This window comes from Demequina sp., assembly GCF_016278775.1.
GTDB lineage: Bacteria > Actinomycetota > Actinomycetes > Actinomycetales > Demequinaceae > Demequina.
Genome location: NZ_JADQBF010000091.1, coordinates 1 through 3,417 on the forward strand (window position 1 = coordinate 1; position 3,417 = coordinate 3,417).

At 65.6% G+C, this 3,417-nt stretch carries 4 protein-coding genes; all 4 read right to left on the bottom strand.

The annotated features are described in order from the left end of the window. Window positions 1–695 (bottom strand): extracellular solute-binding protein (locus QZZ33_RS10430; protein WP_291379927.1); only part of this gene is annotated, 695 nt, incomplete at its 3' end. Between the two features lie 33 nt (window positions 696–728). Then, window positions 729–1,544: a carbohydrate ABC transporter permease gene (locus tag QZZ33_RS10435; RefSeq protein WP_291379929.1), complete on the bottom strand. Its 816-nt coding sequence runs from the start codon at window positions 1,542–1,544 to the stop codon at window positions 729–731. Continuing rightward, window positions 1,537–2,508: a sugar ABC transporter permease gene (locus QZZ33_RS10440; RefSeq protein ID WP_291379931.1), complete on the bottom strand. Its 972-nt coding sequence runs from the start codon at window positions 2,506–2,508 to the stop codon at window positions 1,537–1,539. Before QZZ33_RS10440 ends, QZZ33_RS10435 begins: the two co-directional genes overlap by 8 nt. Further along, the coding region (locus tag QZZ33_RS10445; protein WP_291379932.1) for an ROK family protein at window positions 2,505–3,417 on the bottom strand (913 nt) is incomplete at its 5' end. The genes QZZ33_RS10440 and QZZ33_RS10445, both read right to left, overlap by 4 nt.

Sequence of the window (3,417 nt, forward strand, 5' to 3'; positions counted from 1 at the left end):
CCCTCTGGTGAGTCAAAGGCGACGGTACTGCCGTCGTCGCTCAGGAACTGGCCCCCCGCCTGCACGAGCGCCTTGTAGAACTCGTAGTAGGAGATCGGCTGGTAGTCGCCCCATACGCCGGCGTCCACACTGGTCAGCGCCTCCGCAGCGGCCTGCTCGTCCTCCCAGGTCCAGTCGGACGTCGGGTAGTCAAGCCCCGCGGCGTCGAACAGGTCCTTGTTGAAGTACAAGACCACGGTCGAGAACGAGGTGGGTAGCGCGTACGACACGCCATCGGTCTGGTAGGCCGCCGCCACGTCGCCGCGGTACACGGAGGTGTCGACGCCCTCAAGGGGAGCGAAGGCTCCGGCCGACTGGTACGTCGGATACGTCGCGTACTCAATGTCGAACACGTCGGCCGTCGTGCCAGCCGCCAGGTCCGTCTGGAGCGCCGTGAAGTAGTCGGCGTAAGGCATCGTCGTCACGTCGACCGTGATGGTGGGGTTCTCCGCCTCGAACGCCTCGATGATGGTGGCGAGGTTCTCTTCATTGCCACCGTTCGAGATGAAGTTGGAGTACGTGATGGTGACTGGCTCGGCTGCGCTCGATGTGGCGCCGTCAGGAGACACATCGGGCTCGTCACTCGACGAGCACGCAGTGAGCGTCAGTGCGAGGGCGGCGACGATGCCGACCCCGGCGATTGCTGACTTGTGCATGGGATTTCCTTCGGTTTCTGGGTGGTGCCCGGGCTACTTGATTCCCGAGCCTGCTACGCCCTGAATGATGTACTTCTGGGCGAAGATGTAGAGGGCGAGCATCGGAATGATGCTCACCACGGAGCCGGCCATCATGACGTCCCATTGGGTGGTGAATTGCCCTTGAAGGGACGCCAGGGCGAGCGGCAAAGTCTTGAGTTCGTCTGAGCGCAGGATCACGAGCGGCCACAGGAACGCGTTCCAACTGCTCATGAACGCGAAGATGCCGAACGTGGCCATGGCCGGACGGACGTTTGGCATGACGATCTGCGCAAACGTGCGTAGATGGCCAGCGCCGTCCAGCATCGCGGCCTCGTCGAGTTCTCGCGGCACCGTCACCATCGCCTGCCGCATGAGGAACACGCCGAACGCGCTCGCCATCGACGGGAGCAGCACTCCCAGGTAGCTATCCACCAGACCAAGCGACTTCATCTGGTCGAACAGGGGAACGAGGAGCACCTGCATCGGGATCATCATGGTGGCCAGGTACAGGGCGAATGCCGCGCGCTTGCCCGGGAACTCGAAGCGGCTGAACGCGTACGCCGCGAGCGCCGAGGTGGTGACCTGGACGATGGTCACCGCGATCGCGAGTCCCACCGAGTTGGCCACGGAGCGGCCGAATGTCGTGGAGGAGAACAGGGTTCTGTAGGCGTCAAACGACGGGTCCTCGGGGATCAGGCTCGGGGTGGCTGACAGGCCAGCGCCAGACGTGACTGACGTGATGACGGTCCACACGAATGGGAACACCATCGCGATGGCGCCAGCCGTGAGGATGGCGGCGAGAATCCATGTGCGTCGCGACCTAGGCATAGTTCACCCACTTGCGCTCGCCACGGATCTGGATCAACGTGATGATGAGGATCGCGCCGAAGAGCAGCATCGACAGCGCCGACGCCATGCCAGCCTGGCCGTAGCGGAACGTGAGGTCGTACACGCGCTGAACGACCACCTCTGAGGAGCCGTTCGGCCCGCCCCCTGTCATCGCGTATATCTGGTCGAACACCTGGAAACCATTGATGAGCGAGATGACCACCACAAAGAAGATCTGCGGGGACAGCAGCGGCAGCGTGACGGAACGCAAGCGGCTGAACCAGCCCACTCCGTCGAGAGTTGCAGCCTCTTGAACCTCCGTGGGGATGGTCTGGAGCCCCGCAAGCAGCAGCACCATCACGTAGCCGAGGTCCTTCCACGCGGACGCGAGAATGATGGACGGCATGGACCACGCGGGGTCCGTCCACCAGCCTGGTCCGTCGATGCCGAAGTTCGCCAACACGGTGTTGACGACGCCCACGGAGGGGTTGAGGAGCCAGCGCCACACGATCGCCACGGCGATCCAGGAGGTGACCACGGGCAGAAAGTAGACGCCGCGCAGCAGGTTGCGGCCTCGGAAGGCGCGGTTGAGGCCGAGCGCCAGGGCGAGGCCTCCGACGAAGGTGAGGGGCAGGGTGCCAGCGACGTAGTACAGCGTGTGGCCGAAGACCACGAGCGTGTCCTTGTCGGTGAACAACTCTTGGTAGTTGCCCAGGCCCGTCCACTCCATGGCGCTGATGAGGTTCCAGGTGTGCAGGCTCGCCCAGGCGGCCCTGAACATCGGTACCACTACGAACGCGATGAGCGGGATGGCAGAGGGCGCGAGAAAGAGGTAGGCGATGGTGGTGGTCTTGGCGCGACGAGACCGGGCCGTCGGCGCGGGTTTGCGGGTGAGCTCGGTTCGTGGTGCCCCGCCCGGCGTTGGTGGGGGTGTGGGGGTGCCGACGGTAGCGCCGCGGTTCACGAGGTACCACTCGCAGCGGAGTCGATGAGGCGCGCCCGCACCAGCCTTCCCTGCTCACCGGAGACCCCGTCGGCGTCAAAAGGAGTGGACAGCACGAGGGAGGCAGCACCTTGAGCCCAGCGGTCGTCCTGCCAGCCCTCGACCGCGACCTCGATGCCGCGCTTGCGGGGCATCACCGACGAACGCAATGCGGGTTCGAATCCCACCGACCAGTGCTTCCACGACTCGGCGCCCTCGCCGAGGATCACGATCAGTTCTGGGTCGAGAATGTTGACGACGCCAGCGATGGCGCGTCCCAAGAGGTGTCCCGCCTCCGCGAAGATGCGTTGTGCCGCCTCGTTCCCGCCGCTGGCGACTGCGGCGAGGGCCGTGATGCCAGCGTCGGCGCCGATGACGCCTTCTCGCCGAGCCGTCGCGATGAGCGCGGATTGGCCGATGATCGCCTCGAGGCACCCGAGCGCGCCGCACTGGCAACGCGGGCCGTTCTCCGCCATGGGGAGGTGGCCGATCTCGCCTGCGTTTCCCGAGTGGCCGCGCACGACGGCGCCGCCGGCAACGATCCCGGCGCCGATGCCGGTTCCGATCGTGACCACCAGGAAGTTCTCGTGACCCCGGCCGGTGCCGAAGAGCGTCTCCGCGAGCGCCAAGGCGTTGACGTTGTTGTCGATGAGGACGGGAAGGCCGGTCGCGTTGCGCAGCGCTAGCCCTAATGGCAGTTGACTCCACCCGAGCTGGGTCGAGTCGACCACGCCCTCGCTCTGTTCGAGCACATTGCCAGGCAGCCCCACCCCGACGCCGAGGAGGTTGGCGTGCGTGGAGGCGGAGCAGAAGGTGCTGGCGGCTTCGGTGAGTCGCGCGAGCGCCATGGTGTGGCTCGCGTCGAACTGCACCGTGGCGGTGCGGGCGACC